The following is a 22,595-nucleotide window of genomic DNA, read 5'->3' as shown; positions in this document are numbered from 1 at the left end:
ACAAGGCAAGTGCAAGCCGCGCCAAAAATTAAGGGCGATAAAAAATCTTAGTTGCGCTGCGAAGCTTTAAAATTTAGCAGGGCTAAGCCGCTAAGCAAGAGTCAAGCGGCTAAATTATGCGCATAGTCAAACGTAAAATTTTGCCAAGCGCCTCTATTTTTGCGGCGCGTAAAATCGCAAAATAGGCGTAAAATTCTACCAATATAGCTTTGGCTATGCTTTTAGTTTAAGTTAGTAATTAAAGAATTTAAAGGAGCTGTTTTGGCAGTGCGAGATTTGGCGGCGTAAAATTTAATGTTGAGAAATTCTAAGCCCGCTAAATACGGCGTAGAATTTTAAGAATGTATTTGCACGGCACGGAATTTTAGAGTCTGTCAAGCAAGACGTGAAATTTAATCATGCATCGAGCATATCCGGGCTAGAAGTTGGGCGCAAACTGGGATGCGGCTCGCTTGCATCAAAAGCGCCCGTGCTGCCTTTAAAACTTAGGTATGCTTCGCGCAGGGCAAACTAAGCGCAAAAATTCCATGCGTAGCGGTCGCAAATAGAGTGTCGCGTAAGTGCAGGAAGCACAGCGTGAGAATTATGCGCTTAGCATGCGTAGGAAGTATAAATCAAGTGCTGCGCGAATAGCGAAACTAAAAAAGGAAACAGATGAAAGACGAAATTTTTAAAGAGCCTATCAAAAAACAGTTTGAGTTTGACGCCAGCGTCGCGTCGGTTTTTGATGATATGATCGGGCGCAGCGTGCCGTTTTATGAGGCTAGCACGCGGCTTAGTAGCGAGCTTTTGGCGAGGATACTGCCACAAAAGGCCCGCGTGATCGATCTTGGCTGCTCGACTGCGACCGCGCTGCTGGCGCTGTTTGCGCTGCGCCCCGATCTGCGGCTGTGTGGCATCGATAGCTCGGAGGCGATGATACAAAACGCCTGCGCCAAGGCGGCAGCGTTCGGCGCGAAGCTCGATCTTAGCGTATCGGACGTGCTGGATGCGAGCCTCGCGGACTGCGACGCCGTGATTTTAAACTACACTCTGCAGTTCATCAGGCCGCCGCGCCGCGCCGCGCTAGTGAGTAAAATTTACGACGGATTACGAGAGGGCGGGGTTTTGATCTTTAGCGAAAAGATTATCTACGAAGAGCCTGCGCTCGCGCGTCAGATGATCGAAATTTACGAGGATTACAAGCGCGCGCAGGGCTATTCGCGCTACGAGATCGCGCAAAAACGCGAGGCGCTCGAAAACGTACTCGTGCCCTACACGGAGGCGGAAAACCGCGCTTTGGCGCTGGGCGCAGGCTTTAAGCGCGTCGAGAGTATCTTTAAATGGGCGAATTTTATGAGCTTCGCGGCGTTTAAATAAAAGTTCAAATTGCAAGAAGCAAAATTATTTTTAAAAAATTCCAAAAAACGGAATTCTAAGAGCCGCCCTATTTTTGGCGGCATAGTAAAGCTTCATCCAAATTTTTGGAATTTGACAATTAAATTTTGATACAAACAGCGCGAATATATAATTCTGGCTGCGTGCAAGACGGCACAGATAAAATTTATTGCCGCTCGTAATTTCAAAAATCCGTCGCGGATGTGAACTGCGCAAATTATTATAATCCGGCAAAATTTCAAAATTTCTATGGAATTTTAAAATTTCATAATCTAAGCAGAATTCATAAATTTTACAAAATTCTCAAAAAATTCAAAGATTGAAAAAATGTGGCTATCTAAATTCCGGGCATAAAAAAGCGCTCGCCATTTGACGGACGCCGCATATAAGTCACGACGACGAAATAAACGCCGCCGCGAGCAAAGGAGCTTATTTATCTCTTAAATTTAACTCGCTAACGAGCTTGGAATAAACTGCGTAGTCTTTGTTTTTAAGATATTTCATCATTCTTTTGCGCTGACCTACTAGCTTTAGTAGTCCTAAGCGAGATGAAAAATCTTTCGGATTTGCTTGCAAATGAGTGGTAAGAAGCGTGATCCTCTCGGTAAGAAGCGCGATTTGCACCTCCGCAGAGCCCGTATCTTTCTCTCTTCTAGCGAATTTCGCAACTATCTGTGCTTTTTGAGCCGTGTCTAAAGCCATGATGACCTCCTGATCGGTAAAATAGGAAGCGATTATACTTAATTAACCTAAATTTTTGCTTTCTTTGTGTAAAATGCACGTTTTCAGACCAAAGGAGAGAATAAATGCTTTTTACAAAAGCAAGCGAATATGCCCTGCTTTCAATGATCTGCATCGCGGGTAAGGAGGAATCGATGGATGTCGATTCGATCTCTAGCGAGCTTGGAATTTCACGCAGCTTTTTGGCTAAAATTTTACAAAATTTAGCTCGTGCGGGGCTTCTAAATTCCTTCAAAGGCGCCAAGGGCGGCTTTGTGCTCGCGCGCAATGCGGACGAGATCACGCTAAGCGAGATCATCAAAAGCGCCGAAAGACGCAAGGCGACGGTATTTGACTGCACCGCCGAAGGGATCGACGCCTGCCCGAACGGTCGCACGCTATGCCGCGTCAATCTAATGTTTGGCGAGCTTCAAGAGAAAGTCGATGAGTATATGGATACGATCACGCTAGCAGACATCATCGGCAAAGAACGCAAATGAAAATATATCACCTAAGCCACACCGATCTAGACGGCTACGGCGCGCAGTTCGTCGCGGCGCACTACTTGACGGACGTGGAATTTTTCAACGCCAACTACGGCAAGGAGATAAACGAAAAATTTGATCTCATCCTCGCTCGTATCGATGAGCGGCTCGCTGCAGACACGGACGAAAAAAGCCTGGTTTTAATCACCGATCTAAATTTACTGCCCGCACAGTGCGAGAAATTTAGCGGCGAGCTGGCGCGTCGCAACGCCCGCATGATCCTTCTGGATCATCATCAAAGCGGACTTGAGTGCGCAAAAAAATTCCCGTGGTATTTCCTGGACTCATCGCGCTGCGCCACGAAGATCACCTATGATTTTTTCAGCGCGATGTTCGGCGGCGAGACGCGGCTGGACAAGCTCGTGCGCGTCGTAAACGCCGTGGATATCTGGCTGAAAGACGAGAGGGAGTTTGAGCTCGGCAAAGTCTGCCTCGGCATGGTCTCGGGCGCGAAAGAGATCAATAAGATCATGTTTGAGCGGGAGAGCAGGGATTATATCTTTTTCCTATTAGAAAAAATTTTTAAATTTCAAGACGAGCCGAGCGCACACATCGCGCTAGATAGCGCGCTGCACGGCATAAAGAAGGAATTTTTTAAAAGCGAGCGCGACGATACACTAAGCAATCTCGTCTCGCAGTTCGTAGTCGCCCGCCTAAGCACGCAAAAGCAGCGCTTTGAGATCAGCTACCTCGATAAAAAGGGCATTTTGACCTACAATATCGGCAACGTAAGCGTCATCGGCAACGACTTTTTGACGCAAAACCCTGATGTCGATTTTTTCATCGACGTAACGAGCAAGAAAACACTCAGCTTCCGCGCGGACGGCAAGATCGACGTTAGCGAAATGGCAAAGCTGCTCCTCGGCGGCGGCGGGCACGTAAACGCGAGCGGCGGGATGTTTGCGGGCTTTAAGGACGCGAGCTCGTACGAAGCCGTAAAGGCGCAAATCGTGGATCTAATCGAGAAAAAAACTCAAATTTCAAAGGAAGAAGATGAAAAATAATGACGAAAAAATCGCCGAGCAAGACCTCATCTACGAGATTAATATCCTGCTTGACGCGATGCTGCTTTATGCGGGCATCAAGCGCGAGCGGCTCGCTGATGCGGCACAGTTATACATCGAAAACATCGACACAGTGCTTGCGAACTCGGACGCTAGCGGCGCGGACGAGGTGATCGCCGTGGTGGAGTTTTTGCGCGGCAAACACGCGGAGTTATTTGAAAATAAGGGCTAGCTCGCGAAATTTTAAGCGAAATTTTGCGAGATAAAATTTTACGAAGCGCAAACTATGCGGAGTAAAATTTCATTGAGCGCAGAAATTTATGGAGCGAAATCTGCGAGATAAAATTTTGCGAAATAGAATTTCTAAAATGCGGAATACGGAATTTTACGGGTTTAGACTTAAAATTTTAAAATTTAGCAAACAAGCTTTGCGAATAAAATTTTAAGGCATGATGGCTGTAGAATTTTGTTTTAAAATTTTATGCTGTCAAACAAGAGCAAAATTTCAAGGCTTAGAATTTACGCTAAGAAATTCCGCGCAATAGCAAATTTAAAATTTTAAGTGCATTTTGCAGCACGGGATTTTGCAAAAAATTTTAGACAACGCGGGGTGGCTCGTAAAATTCTAATCTAGGCTTCGCGCGGAATTTGCATCAAAACTTCGCGCGGAATTTTGTGCTTAACTAAGGCGCAAAATTTAAATATAAAGGCGCAGTCTCCGCTTACCGATGCGGTACAAAGAGTGCGCAGATTGCGGAATTTTAAATTTAAAAGTACGATTCTGCCGTCTAAGATCAAAGAAATGGCGTAGCGTCTAAGCTTGCTGAAATGACAAAGCTCGCTTTGAAAGAAAAAGAGAATTTTATCTGCAAAAGCGCAGAGATGGCATTTTAAGATACTTTTGTTGTTTCTAAGCAAAATAGGTCCGCTGCCAGAGGCTTTTAAGCAAGCGCGCTTGATAAAATATTATCGCTAGATATAGCGCAGGTGCAGGTAAGTACGCCCGAACGCGGCAAAATTAAAACGAACGCGGCGCTCTATCATCGCAAAGCCAGGTATCGTAAAACAAAAAGCTTGGGCAGGGCGCTTAGAAACAAAATATCGCGAAATAAGACGTCTGCAAAGCAAAGTGCCTATAAGATGAAGCGTCGTAAAATAGAATAGAAAGCAACGTGTCGATAAAATAGACACCGTGAAGCAGAATTCCGTAGTAGTAACGCAGGACGCGATTAAATTTTAAGCCGGCGGCGCGCTAAATTTTGAAATTTTATGAATTTAAAACTTTATGAAAGGATAGAAATGAAAAAGATTTTTTTGTTTGCATGTCTCATGCTTTTGGGCTCGCAGCTTTTCGGCGACGATAAGGTATATCGCCTAAGACTTGCTAGTACGTGGGAGGCGACTACGCCCGTTTTGGGCGCTGCTGCTGAGGATTTTAAAAACTATGCCGAAAGCCTTAGCGGTGGTAGGCTTCAGATCCGCATCGATACGCCGAGCAAGCACAAGGCAAGCTTTGGCATCTTCGACTTCGTCAAAAGCGGACAATACGATCTAGGATATACTTCGCTTTATTATTATAAAGGCAAAGACGCCAAAACTATGCTCTGGACGGCGGTGCCTTTCGGTATGACTACTGATGAGCAGCACGCGTGGTATTACTATGGTGGTGGACGAGAGCTTAACGATAAGATGTTCGCACAATACGGCATGAAGACCTTTTTGATGGGATCTACCGGCATGCAAATGGGCGGCTGGTTTAAAAAAGAGATCAACTCGGTTGCAGATTTGCAAGGGCTTAAATTCCGCATACCGGGGCTAGGCGGAGAGGTGATGAGCAAGCTGGGCGCTACTATAAACACGGTGCCTACGGGCGAGCTATTTATGGCGTTAGAAATGGGTACGATCGATGCGGTCGAGTGGGTAAGCCCTGTCTATGATATGCCACTTGGATTTCATAAAGTGGCTAAATACTACTACACAGGCTGGCAAGAACCTATGGGAGACTGCCAGCTGCTGGTAAATCAAAAGGCGCTAGAGAAGCTGCCTGCGGATCTTCAAGCGATCTTAGAGGCTGCAGCAAGACTTGCCGGAGAGAACTTCCAAAATAAGGGCTTTTACGAAAACGCTCGCATTTGGGCAGAGCTAAAAGCGCAGTTTCCGGACGTGCAGGTGCGCGACTTCCCTGCGGACGTGATAGCCGCGCTTAAAAAAGCAACGAATGAAATCTTAGACGAGGAAGCGGCGAAAGATCCGATGTTTAAAGAGATCCTAGACAGCCAGCGCGCGTTTTTGAAAATCGGTAGAGAATGGAATAAAATAAGCACCGTAGCCTACATAAATAACGTAAGCGGTATCGCGGGCGAAAGCTTAGCAAATCCAATCTCCGCAGGCTCTAGCGGTGCGACGAGCTCAGATTCTGCAAGCAGCGAAAATCACGGCGCTGCGAGCGATTCTAACGCGACGGACGGCAAAAATTTAGGCGCGACAAAGTAAAACAGCGGGCACTATGAGCGATAAAAATTAAAGCGCGACGAACAGACCGGCGCAATAAGTAACTCAAGTGCGACAAGCGGCAGAAATTCTAACTACTTTTAATAAAGTAGATGGAATTCTGCCGCAGAAGCTTTGGCGCAATAACTTCAATATCAGAGCCCAGTTCATAAATCTGGTTCGCAAGCAGGCAGAAGCTTTGGCGCAATAACTTTAACATCGCAAGCAGCGTGATCTAGCGCAGCGAACGACTCTCATGTGAAATAGAACGCAAAAAACACGCGATGAAACAAAATTCTAAAAATTCCGAATTCCAAGCACGACGGAATTCGGAATTTTAAATCTAAAATTTTAAAATCAAAATTTATGGATTTCAGACGAAACGCGAAACTACTCCAGCTATGCTAGAAATCGGCATTTGCGACCATTAAGACTAAAAGCCGCGTCTAGCGCCTTAAAAGCCTATGAGCCTTTTGCATTTACATATTAAAATCACAAAAATTGCATTTGCGTTATTAAAATTACAGCGCTACTTGACAATATAGACTAATTCGCATAAAATCAGCCTGTACGCGTTAAAATTTAATCAATAATGTAATTTGGTAAGATTCGCCGCGATAAAATAGTCTTATTATCATGCTTATCTTTAAAATTTACTCTATTATGCCGCTCTGATTAAAACTAAATTTATTAGGATTTGTTAAATCACGAACGGCTGATCTCTTGCCGCCACATCTATTAACGCAATAGCAGATAAATTTCAACTGCCCTCTTATCGATAGTGCAACTACGCGAAGAGGCGTATTAAAATATCGCTGAATTGATTGAATTTTGAAATCTTTGATCTTTAAAATACTGCAAGACGGCTAAATCGCCAAAATTTCATATTATTTGAATTGATTGTTAAAAAGTAGATTCGGAAGCATAGCCCCCGAATCTACGGATAAGATTAAATTCTTAGAATTTAATCGGATGGTGGTGGAAGTCGTCGTAAACGACTTTATTGGTTTGAAATTTAATGCGCTTAAGCTCGCGGATACGCAAAAATTCCTCTTCGTCGATCTTTTTAATCTGAATCGCTGCCTTAAACGTAGGCGTTTTAGCGATTAGATCCCAGCCGCCGCTAGTTAGCTCGTTGCAGCAACTCTCCCAGTAGTGATAAGACATCTGAATGATACCGTCCATTATACACTCGGTAATGTCAGCCTTGATCGCGATATAGCCGTAGCGGCTCCACGCGACGATGAAATCGCCCTGTGAAATTCCGTATCGCTCGGCGAGTTTCGGATTCATTTCCGCAATCGGTCCTATCGCGTCGCCGCCTTGCTCGACGGTCTTAGAGCGCCTAGTCATCGCGCCTCCTGCGTACTCGTAAACCTTACGCGTAGTTAGAAGCTGGATCGGGAACTCCTCGTCGGTTTTCTCATCGACCGAGCCCGCCATTACAGGATAATCTTTCGGCATATTCATACGCTTTGCGAATTCCTCTTTGGCGCTTTCGATCTTGCTCTTATCATCCACGAATAGAACTGGGACGAAATTTCCTTTACCGTCCAGGGTAAAGAATTTTTTATCAAGATACAATGCAGGTCCGCCCATAGAATTCTCATCAGGGCACGGCCAGTGAAGTCCGTGGTATTTTTTGATACGGTAATAGCTCATTCCGCCGTAGTTGTGCGGAGCTACCCTGCGTACCTCTTCCCAAATCTGCTCTGGAGATTGGAATGTGAAATAATCTCCTAGACCTAAACGTCTGGCAAGCTCGCAGATGATAGCCCAGTCTTGTCTAGCTTGTCCCGGAGGGGCAACTACAATCTCGCTATGCTGTACGCGGCGCTCGGCGTTAGCATAAGTGCCCTCCTTCTCGCCGCTGCAAGCTCCAGGAAGCACAACATCTGCTTTGCGGCTCGTCTCGGTTAAGAAAATATCTTGGATCACATACATCTCTACCTGCGAAATCGCGCGCAAGAAGTGGTTTGCGTTCGGATCGGTCATAACCGGGTTTTCGCCCATCGTCCAGAAGAATTTTACCCTACCATCAAGAATTGCGTCAGGCACTTCGGTTTTATGAATACCGATCTTGCCATTTAGATGACCTTTCGGCAAATTCCACTGGCGCTCAAACCAATCACGGGCACTCTCGTCGGTTACAGCCTTATAGCCGGTAAATACGTTAGGAAGCATTCCCATATCGCAGCAGCCTTGAACGTTTTCTTGTCCGCGGATCGGTAGATCGCCACTGCCTAGCTCGCCTACGTTGCCCGTTACAAGCATTAAATTTGAAATGTCGCAGACCGCGCCCACGCCGTGGTTGAAGTGAGTTACACCCATGCCGTGCGTGATAACCGCAGGGCGCGTAGTAGCGTAAATTCTAGCCGCTTTTCTAATATCTTCAGCGTTTAACCTAGTGTATTTGGCTACGGCTTCAGGCGAATAATCCTTAACCGCCTCTTTTACATATTCAAAACCCTTGGTGTATTTCTCAACGAATTCGTGATTTACCAAATCCTCGTCGATAATAGCATGGATTAAAGCGTTTATAACCGGGATATTGTGCTCCGGCTCAAGCTGGAGGTGGATATCTGCGCGATTTGCAAATTCCGTCTTAACCGGGTCAATGACGATGAGTTTAGCGCCTCTATTTAGCGCTCTTTGAACGTGCATAGCTACGATCGGGTGGCCATTTTCCGGGTTTGAGCCGATCATCATAATGCAGTTGCTGTGAGTTCCGATCTCAGTAAAGCTATTTGTAGCCGCCCCGTTACCGATTGTTTTGGCAAGACCTGCCACAGTCGGAGCGTGTCAAATGCGCGCGCAGTGATCGATATTATTCGTGCCTAAAATTCTAAGTAGCTTCTGCGCTACGTAGTTATCCTCATGCGTACAGCGTGCGGAATAGTTTCCGGCTATCGCGTCGGCGCCGTATTTTTCTTTGACTTCTAGCATCTTTTTAGCAACCAAATCAAGCGCTTCGTCCCAGCTAGCCTCGACCAAATCGCCGTCTTTACTAAATTTGCCATTCTTTTTACGAATTAGCGGAGTAGTAAGCCTATCTCTAGAGCCTACGTAATTCCATCCGTAATAACCTTTCAAACATAAACAACCCTGATTTACGGGGTTGTCGCTTACGCCGGTTGCGGATTTGATATAATTGTCTTCCGCAGTCAGCTCGATTTGACAGCCTGTGCCACAATAAGGGCATATGACCTTGCCTTTATTCGCCATATTTTCTCCTTTCGAAAATACTAAACATGCAAAATTACCATATATGCAATTTCGGCACAATTATATAAATTCTTACCTAAAATAAAATTGAAATTTTGCCTTAAGCTAAAAGAATTTTTTCAATTATAATTAGGAGTAAGTTGGGGTAATTTAAGTAGTAATTTAAATTTTAAAATATACTTCAATACTTACATACTAGACTTTTAAAGTAAATAATCAACGAACCGGTTTAAAAAAGAAATTAGTTTTTAGATTTAAGCTTTGAAAGCAAATTTATCAAATAAATTCCAAATATCGTCAGATAAATGACGGAATTTTTTTACGGACTTAAATATAATTACACCAAAATTTTTAGTAAAAAATTTTTAAAATTCCTTAAGTCAAGGAGAAAGGTATGAAACAACATAAATTTGTAATCTGCGATTACAAACGATGTATCGGTTGCACGACGTGCATGGCAGCCTGTTACTCAAGTGCCTACGAGCGCGGTAAGCTTGCTAAATCGCGACTTACCGTGCTTAGACAGGCTTACGGCGTTATGCCTACGCAGTGCAGGCAGTGCGATGACGGACCATGCGCAAACGTCTGTCCTACCGGTGCGCTTCGCTTCGATAATAACTATATCGAATTGCACGAAGAAATTTGCATCGGATGCAAGATGTGTACGCTCGCCTGTCCTTATGGCGCGATCAGCTCGAATGCCGAGCTTATGCCGTCAGTAAATTATGCGGTCGAGCCGAAGTATTATCTAGAGATCGAAAGCCAGGCGGGCGCCAAAAGCACCGCCATCAAATGCGATCTATGCAACGGACGCGAGAACGGTCCTGCATGCGTCGAGGTTTGCCCAACCAGCGCTATCATTATGATAGATCCTAAAGAAGGTAAGCATAAATTGGGCTTTGCGATAGACTACGATGCGGCTAATGCTTTTGCAAAAGACGTGTTAAACGGCGAAATCAGTTGCGTCGCCAAAAAAGAAGGAGGCGCAAAATGATAAGCGTCTATACTTTATTTATCGTCAGTGCAGTAATTAGTATCCTTTTATACTGCGCTCCAAAAACTGCCGTTAAGGTGGGATTTGGATTAGGTGCTATCAGCTGTTTTTATGCGATGTGTCATTTCGTAGCCAATATGGGCATAAGCGATAGCTTCGTTTTGGGCGGTACTTTCTTATATGCGCCAAAATTTGCTTTAAGCCCGCTTGGAAATTTCTTCAGCTTCGTAGTCGTTTTTATAGGCTTTGCAAGCAGCGTTTACGGTATGAGCTACGCCGAGGAATATATCGGAAAGGCAAATATCGGCGTTTTTGCATGTTTATTTAATACCTTCATCTTATCTATGCTTTTAGTTATCAGTGCAGATAATGTATTTTGCTTCGCTGTTTTATGGGAGCTTATGACGCTAATCTCGTCATTTCTAATCATAGTAAACGATGGCAAAGGCACGCTCAAAGCCGTTATGGTATATCTAGGTATAGCGCAGATCGGTGCATTTTGTATCACCTGTGGCTTACTTATCATTGCAAACTACGCAGGCAGCTTCGAATTTGCGGAGTGGGGAAAAGTAAATATGCCGATGGGCGCTTCTGTAGCAGCATTCATCTTGTTTTTGGTCGGCTTCGGCTCAAAAGCGGGAATGTGGCCTTTTCACGTTTGGCTACCGCAAGCTCACCCTGCGGCTCCATCGAATGTCTCTGCACTGATGAGCGGCGTTATGATTAAAGTAGCGCTCTTTACGCTTGTTAAATTTACGTTATTTTTGCCGCTAAGCATCTATTTTGGACTTGCAGTTTTGATCCTAGGAGCAGCCAGCTCGCTTTTCGGCGTTTTATACGCGTTGTGCCAGCACGACTTCAAAGCGCTTCTTGCGTACCACTCGGTTGAAAATATCGGCATTATCTTGCTGGGTCTTGGCACCGGAATTTACGGCGTCGCAGCAGGCAATGTAACGCTAGCTGCAGTCGGATTTTTAGCAGGCTGCTACCACGTAGTAAACCACGCAATATTCAAAGGCCTTTTATTCTTATGCGCAGGCTCAGTAATCCACGCTACTCATACGCAGAATATGGACGTGCTAGGAGGGCTAGCTAAAAAAATGCCTCTAACTGCCGTCGGTATGTTTATCGGTATCATGGGTATCGCAGCGCTTCCTCCGGTAAACGGTTTCGTCTCAGAATGGTTTACCTATCAAGGAATGCTTCAAGGTGCCAAGGAAAGCGGAATTTTCATTAGATATGCCTTCTCTTTAGCGGTGGTCGCTCTTGCACTCACCGGCGTTTTGGTCGGTATGCACCTTAAGCTTTATGCGGTAATCTTCGCAGGAACCCCAAGAGATGAAAAAATTTGGGAAAATGCAAAAGAAAGCCCATTAGGAATGGTTTTAGGAATGATCATTTTGATGATAGGCTGCGTGGGATTTGGCGTAGGCGCACACTTCATAGTTGATTACATAATGCAGGCAGTAAATTCTATCACTTCCAATAGCGGGTATGTCGCAAGCCTAGGCGCTTCGTCAATCACTTCGCCTTTGGGAAGTATCGTTTCAACTCCTCTTATTGCAGTGATTTTGTGTTCTACAATGCTGCTTCCGTTTATCATCCTAGCGGTTATGAAAGCAAATCGTGACAAACCTCGCGAGACAGATCCTTGGGCGTGCGGCTTTAAATATAGCCCTCGCATGCAGATGACCGGCGGTCCTTTTACCGGCGATTTAAGAAAGATTATGGACTGGTTATTTAGAGGTCATAAACGCAGAATAGAGCAAAACGGCTACTTCGGACCGATCGAGTATCACAACCACCCACAAGACATTTGGTGGACGATGATTTATCAACCGGTAATCGATTGGAGTAAGAAGATCGCCGATAAGATAGGAATTATTCAAAGCGGCTATGCAAATTTATATACGCTTTACATCCTAATCTATCTTTGCGCGATACTGGGCGTCGGATATTTCTTGATCTAGGAGGTTTAAGATGCAGACTATACAAACTATATTTTTAATGATATTTCAAGTCGCGGTTATCGTCCTAGTCGCTCCACTTTTCGACGGTATGGCGAGAAAACTTCGAGCCAAGCTTCAGTCGAAACAAGGAAGCGATTTTTTCCAGACTTACCGCGATATTATTAAGCTTTTTAAGCGCGGCAGAACCGTTCCTGCGTGCAGCCACTGGGTATTTAGGTGGGCGCCGTTTTTCCTTTTCGCTACTTCGGCAGCGATTTTGGCGGCTATTCCTATTACATACAGCAAAGATACTCTTTTCGGAGCGTATTCGGATATTTTCGTTATCCTATATCTAGGCGCGCTTTTGCGCTTCGTATTCGGTGCGGCATCGCTAGATAGCGGTAACCCTTTTGCGGCAACCGGCGGTGGACGCGAGCAGATGCTTGCCGTTTTTGTCGAACCTGTGATGATAATGTGCCTAATCGTAGTAATGATGGCTGCGGGAACTTCAAATTTAGTTGAGATCCAGCAGATGGTACGCAGCGGTCAGATCGGCTATCAAATTCCAAGCTTTGCCGTCGCTTCGATTGCGTTTTTATGGTGTATGTATGTCGAGACCGGCAGAAAGCCATTTGATCTTGCCGAAGCCGAGCAAGAACTTCAGGAAGGTCTACTTGGCGAATACGCAGGCAGCGATCTCGGCTTAGTGCAAGCGGCGCTTATTTTGAAGCAATTTGCGATGATCGGATTATTCCTAACGATATTTGAGCCGTGGAATTTTAGCAATCCGCTTTTAGCGATCATAATCTTTGTGCTAAAAACCGGCGTATTTTACGTAGCAGCCGTTTTCATCGACAACTTTGGACCGCGCTTTAGAATGACTTCGAGCATGCGCAAAATTTCATGCGGCGCTCTTGCCATTGCTTTTGCGGCATTAACGCTTTACGTAGTAGGATTTTAAGATGAATAGTATCGATATTTTAGCAATTTGTATGATCGTAACGTCACTTGCGGTATTCGGACTTAGAAATTTAAAGCTTTCGATCGGAATTTACGCGATTCAGACGCTACTTTTGGTAAGCATATTTTTTATGCTGTATTCTAACTTCAATGCGCCGCAACTTAGAATTTGGGCGATAGTGGCGTTTTTTACGAAGGTTATTTTCGTGCCGGGAATTTTATTTTGGCTAGTTAAAAAGCTGGATGTTATCAGCGAGGATGAGCCGGTAGGCGGCTTTTTCGTAAGCCCCGTTATTGCGATGGGATTTTCGCTAGCGATTGCGATGACAATCAATCCGATCTTGCTTAAATTCTCTCTTATTCAAGAAAGAATCGTTCTAATAGCGGCGGTAACCGTATTTATGATGGGAATTTTTGGCTTCATGCTAAGAAATTCTTTCATCAAGCAAATTCTAGCCTACTGCCTATTTGAAAACGGCATCCACCTAAGCCTTGCGCTTATGGCTTACAACTCTCACGAGCTCGTTGAGCTTGGAATTTTAACCGACGCGATCTTTGCGGTTATCATTATGAGCGTTTTGGCGGTTAGATTTTACAAAGCCTATGACGGACTTGATACGTCTAAAGCTTCGAATTTAAGGGGTTAATGATGAATAGTTTAGCTTTTATATTAATTTTTCCGTTGCTCGGAGCGCTGATATTATTCTTATGCCCTAAGAATTTCAAGCTCCTAAGCACGTTACACGTTTTGATTTCTGGGGTTACATCCGCAGGGCTACTCTGTAACGTAGGCAAGCTTCTAAGCGGCAATGCCGAGGCCTTTTACGCATACGATAAATTCCTATTCCTAGATAGCCTAGGCTGCGTATTTTTAGTGCTAATCGCCGTAACGGGCTTTTTGGTAAATTTATACTCCACCACCTATATGAAATGGGAGATACAGGGCGGTCATTTGGATCTTAGCGATCTTAGAAAATACTACTCGCTCTGCCACGTTTTCGTTTTTACGATGACGCTTAGCGTTATATGCAACAACGTCGCGTTTATGTGGGCTGCAGTAGAGGCCACTACGTTAGCGTCGGTATTTTTGGTCGCTATTCATAAAGATAAAAAATCCACTGAGAGCGGTTACAAATATATCGTTATCTGCTCGATTGGTTTAGCATTCGCGCTTTATGCGACCGTTTTACTATATGCGGCTACATTCAAAATCACAGGCGACGGCGAGGCTTCGATGCTTTGGACGAGCATTATGGATAATGCCAAAAATTTAAACGGCGATGCTGCTAAGCTTATCTTTATATTTGCTCTAATTGGCTTTGGAACCAAAGCAGGACTTGCTCCTACTCACACTTGGCTTCCTGATGTTCACGCAGAAGGTCCGGCTCCTATTTCGGCACTACTTTCGGGCGTACTTTTAAAATGTGCGATGCTAGCGATATTTAGATATTACGCTATTACAGCTCAAGCTGTAGGCTTTGACTTCGTTCAATCCGTGATGTTAATTTCCGGTACGGTCACGCTATTTATAGCAGGAATTTTCCTCGTTCGTCAGCACGATGTAAAAAGGATGTTTGCTTACCACTCGGTCGTTCATATGGGTGTTATTGCATTTGCGCTAGGCATCGGCGGATATTTTGGCTTGCTTGCCGCGATCTTTCACTGCTTAGCTCACAGCTTTACTAAGGCTCTTGCATTCTGCTCTACCGGTAATATCGCTAGAATTTACGGTCACAAAGATATGTCTAGAATGGGCGGTATGGTAAAAATCGCTCCGCTTACTACGATAATGTTTGGCGCTGCGGTTTGCTCGCTCGTAGGTGTTCCTGCGTTTGCGATCTTTGTAAGCGAATTTAACGTTTTTAAAGGCGCGATAGCCAGTGGTCAATACATAGCCGTAGCATTATTTGCGATCGCGCTCGTAATTATTTTCATCGCGGACTTCGCACACTTTAATCTTGCGAGCTTCGGTACGCCTAAAGGTGAAGTGGTTTATGCTAAAGAGATGAGCTTGTTTGAAAATTTACCGCTAATCTTGCTTTGCGCTTTAGTGATAATTTTCGGCGTATGGCACGTAGGTGATTTTTGGATGCTCGTCGAAAACGGCGTTAGAATAATGATGAGAGGTTAAAAATGAGAGGCGATAAATTTATAGAAATTTTAAAGACCAAAGTCAAGGTCTTAGAAGTTACCCGCCAAGCCGAGGATCAAATCACCGTTTTAGTGGATAGAAATGATCTGCCGCTTGCGGTTAAGACGCTATATTATGACATCGGCGGTTTTATCAGCACGATGATCCCTAACGATGAGCGCGAGCTAAACGGAAATTTCGCGCTTTACTATGCGATATCTATGGAAGGTGGTAAAATGACCGAAGCGGAGGATTTTGCCGCAGAGGATAAATGCTTCATCACCGTTAGGACGCTAATTCCCGGATCGGATCCTACGTTCCCGTCGGTTACTCCTTTAGTGCCTGCTTGCGTATGGTACGAAAGAGAAGCCTTCGATATGTTTGGTTTAATCGCTGAGGGCTTGCCTGATAAACGCCGTTTAGTGCTAAGCGACGATTGGCCGGATGGGCTTCATCCACTTCGCAAAGACGCGATGGACTACCGCTATAGGCCCGATCCTGTAGATCATAAAGACGAGCCTAATGCAGAGTTTTTATTTCCTAGCGGTGATGGCGTAGTGGATGTTCCGCTTGGACCTCTTCACGTAACAAGCGATGAGCCGGGACACTTCAGACTATTTTGCGACGGCGATGAGATTATAGATGCAGACTACCGCTTATTTTATCAACACCGTGGTATGGAGAAACTAGCTGAAAACCGAATGAATTACGATCAGATGGGCTACCTTGCAGAGCGTGTCTGCGGAATTTGCGGCTACGCTCACGCGATTGCGTGTATTGAAGCGGCAGAGAAAGCCATCAAGCTTGAAATTCCGCTTCGTGCGCAAGCCATCCGCGTCATCTGCCTTGAGATCGAGCGCCTTCACAGCCATCTTTTAAATATCGGTCTAGCCTGCGAGGTAACAGGTAACTACAACGCCTTCATGCATATCTTTAGGGTGCGCGAGTATTCTATGGAGCTAGCTCAGCTCGTAACCGGCGGCCGTAAGACCTACGGCAATGTAATTATGGGCGGACTTCGCCGCGATATGACCGACAATGAAATTCGCAAGAGCATCGAGATCATCAACAAGCTCGACGTTCAAATTTCTGAAATTTGGGACGCCGTTATGGAGGATAAACGCCAAATCGGTCGCTGGAAAGGTGTGGGCGTATTAGATCGCAAAGTGGCGCGTGATTTTAGCCCGGTAGGTCCAAATATGAGAGCTTCCGGTTTTAAACGCGACAACCGCTACGATCACCCTTATGATTTCTTCAATAAGATAGAATTCGAAGTAGCCGTAGAGCACGGTGGCGATGTATTCAGTCGCGAAGTCGTAAGATATAAAGAGCTTAAACAATCGATCCACATCATCAGGCAGTGCTTGCATCAAATGCCGCAAACTCCGATAATGATCGATCCACAGACTATGATCAGACCGGAAAACTACGCTTTAGGTCACGACGAAGCGCCGCGAGGCGAAAACGTCCACTGGATCATGCAAGGAAACGCACAGAAAGTTTATCGCTGGAGATGTCGCGCCGCTACGTATAATAACTGGCCGAGCTTACGATTTCAATTCCGCGGAAATAACATCTCCGATGCGGCGCTAATCGTATGCTCGATGGATCCGTGCTACTCATGCACCGAGCGCGTAACTTTAGTCGATATTAATAGCGGAAAGAGTAAAATTCTAACCGAAAAAGACCTTAAGAAATTTTGCCAAGACGGCAAGGTTAGCAAAAAGGATTTAAGATGATGAAATTATTCGACATTACCGAAAAATATGGTAAGGCGACCTATGCTTATCCGTTTGAGCCATACATTGTGCCCGAGAATTTTCGCGGGCAGCCTGAATACACCTATGAGCTTTGCATAGGTTGTGCTGCGTGCGGAATCGCCTGCCCATCCAATGCGATTGAGCTTAAGATGAACGAAGCCCAAACCAAACTTATTTGGGAATTTGATTGCGGACGCTGCATATTTTGTGGTCGCTGTGACGAGGTATGCCCTACGGGAGCGGTAAGGCTAGGCAATAGCTTTGAGCTAGCGGTAAAATTTGATAAAAGCGCACTTATCCAACACGGCGAGCTTGAGATGGAAAAATGCAGCTGCTGCGGCAAGCCGATGACCCCAAAAAGGCTCATCAACTACACGCTAGAAAAGCTAAGTACGGCAAATTTGCTCCCAGGCAGATTAGAAGAAGCTAAAAAGTACCTCTATATCTGTCCTGAATGCAAAAAAGCTCAAGCGGTCGAAAGAGTGACCAAAGGTATAGAGGAGGCAATAAAATGAGTTTGTATCAAGTCCCCGAAAATATTAAAAACGCAAACGATCTAACCGCAAAATTGGAGCTTTTGAAAAATATCAAACGAAGCTTCAGCGTTTATCGTATCGACTGCGGAAGTTGCAACGGCTGTGAAATCGAAATTTTTGCTTCTATCACGCCGATGTGGGATCCGGAGCGCTTTGGTTTTAAACTCGTAGCCAACCCTCGCCACGCAGATATCTTAGTCTGCACCGGTCCGGTTACTCGCCAGATGTATTATCCGTTACTTCGCGCTTATGAGGCTGCACCTGATCCAAAGATCGTAGTAGCTCTCGGAGCCTGCGGAAGTACTGGCGGAATTTTTCACGACGCATATAGCGTATGGAGCGGCATCGATAAGATTGTACCGGTAGATGTTTATATCCCCGGCTGCCCTCCGCATCCTGCTAGCATCATCTATGGTCTTGGCATGGCGCTTGGCATCATCGATCAAAAGCTTCAAAAGAAGAGCTACGAGCAAGATAGCACTCTTCCGCCACCGGTTAAGAGTTCAGTTATCGGCGATATTTTATTCGAGCGTGATCTGCAAGCTGAAGCCAAGAGGCTGATGAGCTATATTTTCGGAAGAGTTTTATTTGCAAAATATATGGATGCGATCAAAACCTCATCTGACGTTCACGATCCAAAAGCTTCTCGCGAGGCTCTACTTAACGCTATCCATACCGAAGAGGATCCTAGATACGCGGAGTGCATGGCGCTATTACACAACGACGTATATCTAAAATACGCCCGCGCTACGGAGGAATTTAAAATCGATCCGCAAAAAGAGGTCTGGAGCAAACGATGATTGAGGTTTTTAAGCTTACAAAGCGGCATATGGACGAAAACGAAAATTTACCTAAAGAGCTAAAGGATATCAAGGTTTTTTCCACCTGCGTCGGTCACGGCGTAGGTACGATAGATTTTAGCGAAAAGGTACTTGAGATAGATGATGAAGAATTTAAACGCATCATCGAAAACTCGGGCGACTACGTTAAATTTAAGATCGGTAACCTAAGCAAGTATTTCGAGATTGAAATTTTTGCCGAGCACGCAGCTAAGCTAATCCCTCAGCTTTGCGAATGTGAGCTTAAAGATCTGCTAAAAAATATGCGCGAAGGATACTTCGTGCTAAGGAAGGATTTTTGATGCGAAAGGCGTTGCTTTGTATCGGCAATCCCCTTCGCGGCGACGACGACGTGGGCAATGAAACAGGGCGAATAGTCGAGGCGAACTTAAAAGACTGGCGCGTTTTTTATGGGCAGGATGTGCCCGAAAACGAATTTGCAGCACTTAGGGAATTCGCCCCTGAAATTCTAATCGTAGTAGATGCGATGAGCGGCTTTGATGAGGATAAGATAGAATTTTTCGACCTCAGCAATGATCGCGACTATATCTACTCGACGCACAACCTACCTACGCCTGTGCTTCTAAGCTATCTGCGCAAAATTTGCCCAAAGACGCTGTTTTTGGGTATAAGCGTGCTGCTTGAAAACGTGCTCGACTTTAAAGAGGGCCTAAGCGAGAGCGCAAAAAAAAGTGCGCAAAAAGCTTATGAGCGTATCTTAGAAATTGATTCAAATTTAAATGAGGAGGAGTAAATGTTAAATCCTGCAGAAACCGCGCAAGCGGTGTCTAGTTCGATGCAACACAAGGCGCATACCCCGCTAATTAGCATAATTTTTCTAGCTATAATGGCGGGCGCTGCAATCGCTATGGGCGATATTTTTTGGGCTCACTCGACCGTCGGAATGGCTGAAAAGCAATCTATTGGCTTATCGAATTTCATCGGTGGTATTACCTTTAGCTGCGGTCTGATGATGGTGGTTTTTTACGGCGGGCATCTATTTACCAGCTCGGTTTTAACGGGTGTACCTGCTGCCGATGGCAAATTACCGCTAGGTAAAACAATCGGCTATTGGGCTATCGTTTGGTGCTTTAACTTTGTAGGCGGCGCGTTAATCGCGTATATGTATTATTACTCAGGACTTCCGCTTAAATATGACGGCTACATCTTGCAGCACTTCATTCCTGCAGCAGCCGGCAAAATAAATGCACCTTTTCATGAGCTATTCATCCGCGGAATTTTTTGTAACGTGTTTGTATGTATGTCTATCTGGACTGCGACCAGCGAGAGCAATCTATCGGGTAAATTCTTTGCAATTATGTGGATGATCGGCGCATTCGTAGCTTGCTCGATGGAACACTGCGTTGCAAATATGTTTATCCTAACTGAAGGCATCATCGCTAAAGGCCACTACCTTGCGGCTGCAGGTGGCGATGTAAATGCTCTTGCAAGCTCGCTTCACGGCGTAACGGCAGCTCAAATAGATTCAATAAACTGGGGAAATTTCATCGTTAAAAATATGATCCCAGTTACGCTAGGTAACATCTGCGGCGGTCTATTTTTCGTAGGCTTGGTCGGATTTATGGTAAATAAATACGATATGAAAAAGAAAGACTAATCTATCGCGCTTCAGCACGATATAGACAAAATACGGCGCGGCACTTTGCCGCGCATTTTTAGTTTCTTAAATTTTAAAAATTCTGATACGTAAAATTTCGCTCGATCCAAAATTTTAAATTCCATTGAAACACATAAAATTCCAGCTTGATTTAAAATTTTAAATTCCATAGCCTGCCGCTAAATTTAAAATTCCAAAGCTTTGCGTTTTAGGATAGCGGATAAAATTCAAAAGTGAATTACGTGTTAAAATTTTAAGTAAATTCAAAACAGAATTTTAAACGAGATCACAAACCCAAATTTTATATAAGTTAAAATTCTAGACGAAATCCTAAGCGAAATTCGGGATGAAATTCCAAAACCAAGCTCTTGATAAAAATTTTACGCTGTAAATCTAGGTAAAATCCTGCGCCGTAACTTTAGACAAAATTTCGCGCTTAAGCCGTAAGCGTAAGCCGCATAAATGCTTTAAAAACTCTAGCCCGAGCCTAAACACAGTAGCTAAGCAATCTGTCGTAGTCCAGGATCAAAAACTCGTGCTGACTGATTTTTTGAATTACGTTATCTTTTACAAGCTCATTAAACGCGGTACTCGCGCTTTGACGCTTGAGCCCTACGAAGGATGAAAGCACCTTTAGCGAAAAGGGCAAAAAGACGTATTTGTAGCCATTTTGATGAAAATTCTGCTCGTTTGCAAGCTCGATCAAAAAGCTCGCGATGCGCCCTTTTGCATTTTCAAAAAGTATAGAGCGTGTGATTTTGCGCTGCAGCAGAATTATCTCGGTTAAAATTTTTATATACGCCTCGCAAAAGCTGCGATTTGCCAAGATCTCCCCAAGTCCGCTCGCATCGATCGTATAAATCTCACTGTCCTCTAAAAACTCAAGCGCGCAAATTTCATTAAGAATGGTAATATTGTCCTTGTTTAGGTAGTTGATGATAAATTCTTCGCCGTCTTCAAAAAACGAAAGCTTCGCCTGCCCGCTTTTAAAAATAAAAACTTTAGGCGCCTCGCTATAAAAAACATAGCCTTTTTTGATGACTTGGTGCTCGAACATTGCAAGCTCCTCGTCGCTAAGCGTGGCGATAGCCTCGGTTTGCAGTAGTCCCAGCCGCGATTTTTCCATATAACCTCCAAAAGCTAAGAATTATACAATGAAATATTTAGACAAAGATAAAGCTGCGCGGATTAAATTTACCATTAGGGCTATGGCTGTGCATCTGGGTCGCCGGAGCTAATAAATTTTATAGCTTTTAAAATTCTAAATTTTACCCGCGCTTTGCATAGCGTAAAATTTCAAAAATTTATTGAGCTTTACGCGGCAATATTATAGCCAAAACCCGCGGCGCGAATTTAAAATTCTGTATCTAAATAAAAATTCATATCATTTTATTGAAATTTTATTTAGCAAGGATATAATAATGCATATTAAAAATAAGCGGAATTTTACTCGCAAAGATACCGCAAGAAAGGAAACTTCATGCAAAAGTTAAATTTTAAAGATAATGTCTCCGAGACGCTGCTAATCAACGTCTATATGCGCCATTTGGATTTCAAAGACGCGGATCCGATCCTAAACGATCTCTTTTCAAGCGCCGTGGTCGAACAGATCGATTATGATTTTGCAAAATTCGACGACGCGCGCCTTAGCAAAACGGGCACGGTGATCCGCGCGAAATTTTTTGACGACGAGACGCTGCGGCTAGCTAAAGAATTTGATCGCCCTATCATCGTGCAGCTTGGCGCAGGACTCGACACCCGCCCGCTTAGACTGCAAAAAGCCCTACCAAACGCCCTATTTTACGATCTCGATCTGCCAGACGTCATAGCCATACGCGACGAGCTGTTGCCCAAAGCAAAGAATAACTTCAGCCTGCCCTGCTCGATGCTAGATCCATCGTGGATGGACGAGCTGGTCGCAAAGCACGGCAGCGCGGGCTACATCTTCATCTTAGAGGGCGTGAGTATGTATTTTGAAAAGGAGGAATTTAAAAAATTTTTTATCGCGCTTTCGCAAAAATTTAGCGGCTACGTGCTGAGCGACTTTATGAGCGAGTTTTCGGTAAGAAAATTCGACTCCAAACGCCACGATGCGATGCAGCACATGCAAAACGCGCCCTTTAAAATGGGCATCAACGGCGGCGCAGAGGTGCAGAGCTGGGAGCCTGCGCGTATCCGCTTCATAAAAGAAGCCGCGATGATGAAAATGTATCGCGAGCACTGGAGCCTCAAAGGGCGCCTATTTAGCCTAATCCCCGCCTTTTGCAACGCGTGCAAGATGTTCGTTTTCAAAATCGGCGGTGATGAATAGGCTTAAAATTTCAGTTGATTGCTTTGTAAATTTCGACAGCTAAGGCGCGAATTCTAAGCTGCTTACCAAGCAAGCTGACATGCAGAGCAAACAGCACATACCGCTTTGCTCAATGCTGAGTAAAATTATAAAAACG

Annotated in this window: 21 protein-coding genes; 18 read left to right on the top strand and 3 right to left on the bottom strand. The window is 44.6% G+C overall.

Annotation, left to right across the window (positions count from 1 at the left end; all coding sequences use genetic code 11):
- Positions 1-654: 654 nt before the first annotated feature.
- Positions 655-1,359, top strand: a complete 705-nt coding sequence (cmoA, locus tag Q0380_RS09950) for a carboxy-S-adenosyl-L-methionine synthase CmoA (protein ID WP_298963277.1) — start codon at positions 655-657, stop codon at positions 1,357-1,359.
- A gap of 447 nt (positions 1,360-1,806) precedes the next feature.
- On the opposite strand, the gene rpsO is transcribed toward cmoA, so the two are convergent.
- Entirely contained in the window at positions 1,807-2,079 is a 273-nt protein-coding gene (gene rpsO, locus Q0380_RS09945) for a 30S ribosomal protein S15 (RefSeq protein WP_005871877.1), read from the bottom strand.
- Positions 2,080-2,183: 104 nt separating this feature from the next.
- Between rpsO and Q0380_RS09940 the strand changes: the two genes are divergently transcribed.
- The 5 genes from Q0380_RS09940 (at position 2,184) to Q0380_RS09920 (ending at position 6,347) form a co-directional block, all read left to right on the top strand.
- Positions 2,184-2,597: an Rrf2 family transcriptional regulator gene (locus Q0380_RS09940; RefSeq protein WP_177387765.1), complete on the top strand. Its 414-nt coding sequence runs from the start codon at positions 2,184-2,186 to the stop codon at positions 2,595-2,597.
- A complete protein-coding gene (locus tag Q0380_RS09935) occupies positions 2,594-3,646 on the top strand; it encodes a 3'-to-5' oligoribonuclease B (protein WP_298963274.1) in 1,053 nt (350 codons plus the stop codon). The genes Q0380_RS09940 and Q0380_RS09935 overlap by 4 nt, the downstream gene beginning before the upstream one ends.
- Positions 3,636-3,878 (top strand): hypothetical protein, encoded by a 243-nt coding sequence (locus Q0380_RS09930; RefSeq protein WP_298963272.1) that lies wholly within the window; start codon positions 3,636-3,638, stop codon positions 3,876-3,878. Before Q0380_RS09935 ends, Q0380_RS09930 begins: the two co-directional genes overlap by 11 nt.
- Before the next feature lie 1,067 nt (positions 3,879-4,945).
- Complete coding sequence (gene dctP / locus Q0380_RS09925; RefSeq protein ID WP_298963269.1) at positions 4,946-6,139, top strand: TRAP transporter substrate-binding protein DctP; 1,194 nt, start codon at positions 4,946-4,948, stop codon at positions 6,137-6,139.
- A 67-nt stretch (positions 6,140-6,206) separates the two neighbouring features.
- The gene (locus Q0380_RS09920; protein ID WP_298963267.1) at positions 6,207-6,347 is read left to right on the top strand and encodes a hypothetical protein; all 141 of its coding nucleotides are present in this window, start codon (positions 6,207-6,209) and stop codon (positions 6,345-6,347) included.
- A gap of 746 nt (positions 6,348-7,093) precedes the next feature.
- On the opposite strand, the gene Q0380_RS10560 is transcribed toward Q0380_RS09920, so the two are convergent.
- Complete coding sequence (locus tag Q0380_RS10560) at positions 7,094-9,361, bottom strand: molybdopterin-dependent oxidoreductase (protein WP_366806693.1); 2,268 nt, start codon at positions 9,359-9,361, stop codon at positions 7,094-7,096.
- 394 nt (positions 9,362-9,755) lie between these two features.
- On the opposite strand from Q0380_RS10560, the gene Q0380_RS09905 reads away from it, so the two are divergent.
- From Q0380_RS09905 to Q0380_RS09855, 11 genes are read left to right on the top strand one after another with little or no spacing between them, the layout of a single operon-like run.
- Positions 9,756-10,355 carry a 4Fe-4S dicluster domain-containing protein gene (locus tag Q0380_RS09905; protein WP_005871891.1) on the top strand — a complete coding sequence of 200 codons (600 nt, stop codon included), beginning with the start codon at positions 9,756-9,758 and terminating at the stop codon, positions 10,353-10,355.
- The gene (locus Q0380_RS09900; protein ID WP_298963265.1) at positions 10,352-12,325 is read left to right on the top strand and encodes a proton-conducting transporter membrane subunit; all 1,974 of its coding nucleotides are present in this window, start codon (positions 10,352-10,354) and stop codon (positions 12,323-12,325) included. The genes Q0380_RS09905 and Q0380_RS09900 overlap by 4 nt, the downstream gene beginning before the upstream one ends.
- Before the next feature lie 10 nt (positions 12,326-12,335).
- Positions 12,336-13,265 (top strand): NADH-quinone oxidoreductase subunit H, encoded by a 930-nt coding sequence (locus tag Q0380_RS09895; RefSeq protein ID WP_298051785.1) that lies wholly within the window; start codon positions 12,336-12,338, stop codon positions 13,263-13,265.
- A gap of 1 nt (position 13,266) precedes the next feature.
- A complete protein-coding gene (hyfE, locus tag Q0380_RS09890; protein WP_297879995.1) occupies positions 13,267-13,911 on the top strand; it encodes a hydrogenase 4 membrane subunit in 645 nt (214 codons plus the stop codon).
- A gap of 2 nt (positions 13,912-13,913) precedes the next feature.
- Positions 13,914-15,395 (top strand): hydrogenase 4 subunit F, encoded by a 1,482-nt coding sequence (locus tag Q0380_RS09885; protein ID WP_298963262.1) that lies wholly within the window; start codon positions 13,914-13,916, stop codon positions 15,393-15,395.
- A 2-nt stretch (positions 15,396-15,397) separates the two neighbouring features.
- A complete protein-coding gene (locus Q0380_RS09880) occupies positions 15,398-17,134 on the top strand; it encodes a hydrogenase large subunit (RefSeq protein WP_005871901.1) in 1,737 nt (578 codons plus the stop codon).
- A complete protein-coding gene (locus Q0380_RS09875) occupies positions 17,131-17,670 on the top strand; it encodes a formate hydrogenlyase complex iron-sulfur subunit (protein WP_177386902.1) in 540 nt (179 codons plus the stop codon). Before Q0380_RS09880 ends, Q0380_RS09875 begins: the two co-directional genes overlap by 4 nt.
- Positions 17,667-18,491 (top strand): NADH-quinone oxidoreductase subunit B family protein, encoded by an 825-nt coding sequence (locus tag Q0380_RS09870; protein WP_177386901.1) that lies wholly within the window; start codon positions 17,667-17,669, stop codon positions 18,489-18,491. The genes Q0380_RS09875 and Q0380_RS09870 overlap by 4 nt, the downstream gene beginning before the upstream one ends.
- Positions 18,488-18,832 carry a formate hydrogenlyase maturation HycH family protein gene (locus Q0380_RS09865; protein ID WP_005871907.1) on the top strand — a complete coding sequence of 115 codons (345 nt, stop codon included), beginning with the start codon at positions 18,488-18,490 and terminating at the stop codon, positions 18,830-18,832. The genes Q0380_RS09870 and Q0380_RS09865 overlap by 4 nt, the downstream gene beginning before the upstream one ends.
- On the top strand, positions 18,832-19,284 hold the full coding sequence (locus Q0380_RS09860; RefSeq protein ID WP_298963258.1) for a hydrogenase 3 maturation endopeptidase HyCI: 453 nt from the start codon (positions 18,832-18,834) through the stop codon (positions 19,282-19,284). The genes Q0380_RS09865 and Q0380_RS09860 overlap by 1 nt, the downstream gene beginning before the upstream one ends.
- Positions 19,285-20,148, top strand: a complete 864-nt coding sequence (locus Q0380_RS09855) for a formate/nitrite transporter family protein (RefSeq protein ID WP_005871911.1) — start codon at positions 19,285-19,287, stop codon at positions 20,146-20,148.
- A gap of 487 nt (positions 20,149-20,635) precedes the next feature.
- On the opposite strand, the gene Q0380_RS09850 is transcribed toward Q0380_RS09855, so the two are convergent.
- The gene (locus Q0380_RS09850) at positions 20,636-21,274 is read right to left on the bottom strand and encodes a Crp/Fnr family transcriptional regulator (protein ID WP_005871915.1); all 639 of its coding nucleotides are present in this window, start codon (positions 21,272-21,274) and stop codon (positions 20,636-20,638) included.
- A gap of 354 nt (positions 21,275-21,628) precedes the next feature.
- On the opposite strand from Q0380_RS09850, the gene Q0380_RS09845 reads away from it, so the two are divergent.
- Positions 21,629-22,459 (top strand): class I SAM-dependent methyltransferase, encoded by an 831-nt coding sequence (locus Q0380_RS09845; RefSeq protein ID WP_298963255.1) that lies wholly within the window; start codon positions 21,629-21,631, stop codon positions 22,457-22,459.
- Positions 22,460-22,595: the final 136 nt, after the last annotated feature.

The organism is uncultured Campylobacter sp., from assembly GCF_937959485.1.
Taxonomy (GTDB): Bacteria; Campylobacterota; Campylobacteria; order Campylobacterales; family Campylobacteraceae; genus Campylobacter_B.
The sequence above is the reverse complement of the archived record's forward strand: the minus strand, read 5'-3'. Positions and strand labels throughout refer to the sequence as shown.

Excerpts from the sequence above, each read along its gene's own strand:
- Q0380_RS09845 (WP_298963255.1), top strand. The coding sequence starts at position 21,629 with ATGCAAAAGTTAAATTTTAAAGATAATGTCTCCGAGACGCTGCTAATC.
- Q0380_RS09940 (WP_177387765.1), top strand. The coding sequence starts at position 2,184 with ATGCTTTTTACAAAAGCAAGCGAATATGCCCTGCTTTCAATGATCTGC.
- Q0380_RS09905 (WP_005871891.1), top strand. The coding sequence starts at position 9,756 with ATGAAACAACATAAATTTGTAATCTGCGATTACAAACGATGTATCGGT.
- rpsO (WP_005871877.1), bottom strand. The coding sequence starts at position 2,079 with ATGGCTTTAGACACGGCTCAAAAAGCACAGATAGTTGCGAAATTCGCT.
- Q0380_RS09935 (WP_298963274.1), top strand. The coding sequence starts at position 2,594 with ATGAAAATATATCACCTAAGCCACACCGATCTAGACGGCTACGGCGCG.
- Q0380_RS09885 (WP_298963262.1), top strand. The coding sequence starts at position 13,914 with ATGAATAGTTTAGCTTTTATATTAATTTTTCCGTTGCTCGGAGCGCTG.
- Q0380_RS09860 (WP_298963258.1), top strand. The coding sequence starts at position 18,832 with ATGCGAAAGGCGTTGCTTTGTATCGGCAATCCCCTTCGCGGCGACGAC.
- hyfE (WP_297879995.1), top strand. The coding sequence starts at position 13,267 with ATGAATAGTATCGATATTTTAGCAATTTGTATGATCGTAACGTCACTT.
- Q0380_RS09850 (WP_005871915.1), bottom strand. The coding sequence starts at position 21,274 with ATGGAAAAATCGCGGCTGGGACTACTGCAAACCGAGGCTATCGCCACG.
- Q0380_RS09865 (WP_005871907.1), top strand. The coding sequence starts at position 18,488 with ATGATTGAGGTTTTTAAGCTTACAAAGCGGCATATGGACGAAAACGAA.
- cmoA (WP_298963277.1), top strand. The coding sequence starts at position 655 with ATGAAAGACGAAATTTTTAAAGAGCCTATCAAAAAACAGTTTGAGTTT.
- Q0380_RS09875 (WP_177386902.1), top strand. The coding sequence starts at position 17,131 with ATGATGAAATTATTCGACATTACCGAAAAATATGGTAAGGCGACCTAT.
- dctP (WP_298963269.1), top strand. The coding sequence starts at position 4,946 with ATGAAAAAGATTTTTTTGTTTGCATGTCTCATGCTTTTGGGCTCGCAG.
- Q0380_RS09895 (WP_298051785.1), top strand. The coding sequence starts at position 12,336 with ATGCAGACTATACAAACTATATTTTTAATGATATTTCAAGTCGCGGTT.
- Q0380_RS09880 (WP_005871901.1), top strand. The coding sequence starts at position 15,398 with ATGAGAGGCGATAAATTTATAGAAATTTTAAAGACCAAAGTCAAGGTC.
- Q0380_RS09855 (WP_005871911.1), top strand. The coding sequence starts at position 19,285 with ATGTTAAATCCTGCAGAAACCGCGCAAGCGGTGTCTAGTTCGATGCAA.
- Q0380_RS09870 (WP_177386901.1), top strand. The coding sequence starts at position 17,667 with ATGAGTTTGTATCAAGTCCCCGAAAATATTAAAAACGCAAACGATCTA.
- Q0380_RS09900 (WP_298963265.1), top strand. The coding sequence starts at position 10,352 with ATGATAAGCGTCTATACTTTATTTATCGTCAGTGCAGTAATTAGTATC.
- Q0380_RS09930 (WP_298963272.1), top strand. The coding sequence starts at position 3,636 with ATGAAAAATAATGACGAAAAAATCGCCGAGCAAGACCTCATCTACGAG.